Here is an 815-nt window from a genome sequence, read left to right as displayed (position 1 = left end):
TTGCCTTGTTGCCTGCCTCATCAGTTGCCACCCACAATATGGTAGTCTTGCCAAGCGGGAATGTCTTTGATGCGTTGTTTGTGAGTGAGACCACATCAACATTATCAGATGCCGTGGCATTAACTAATGGAACAACATTATCTGTAAGAGATGTTGCCTTTATTTTGATATTTTCAGGTGCGGTAATTTTTGGCGCAGTAGTGTCTTTTACAGTAATAATTTGAGTCACATTTGCCTTGTTGCCAGATGCATCTGTTGCAATCCATATTACATTTGTAGATCCTAATGGGAACTCTTTTGGAGCGTTGTTTGTTATCATTACTGGTTGGAGATCAACTACCGAAGGATTGCTCAATGATACAGTATTATTGTTCAAGGATGTTGCTTCAACAACTACATTTGCCGGCATGATAACTTTTGGTGCTGTAGTATCAACTACATCAACTGTCTGTGTGGCATTTGCCTTGTTGCCAGATGCGTCTGTTGCAATCCATAGAACACTGGTCTTGCCAAGCGGGAATGTCTTTGATGCGTTGTTTGTTATTGTGACTTGTTGGATGTCAGTTGCAGTAGCATTCCCTATTGGAACTAGGTTGTCTTTTAGTGATGTCGCTTCAAATGTGATACCTGCTGGAACGGTTAGTTTTGGCGGAGTTGTATTTTGTACTAGAACAGTTTGAGTGCCATTGGATATGTTACCAGATGTGTCTTTAGCAGTCCACGTTACAGTAGTTAGTCCAATTGGAAATTGTTTTGGTGCATCATTTGTGACTGTAATTGGTTCAATATCTACAACAGTGGGGGAACCAAGCTTA

Annotated in this window: 1 protein-coding gene; it reads right to left on the bottom strand. The window is 40.9% G+C overall.

Translation table 11 applies throughout. The features are described from left to right. The coding region (locus BQ3481_RS11670; protein ID WP_197706545.1) for an HYR domain-containing protein at positions 1-815 on the bottom strand (815 nt) is incomplete at both ends.

Source organism: Candidatus Nitrosotalea okcheonensis (assembly GCF_900177045.1).
GTDB classification, from domain to species: Archaea; Thermoproteota; Nitrososphaeria; order Nitrososphaerales; family Nitrosopumilaceae; genus Nitrosotalea; species Nitrosotalea okcheonensis.
Note: the sequence above shows the minus strand (reverse complement) of the source record. Positions and strands in the feature narration are given on the sequence as shown.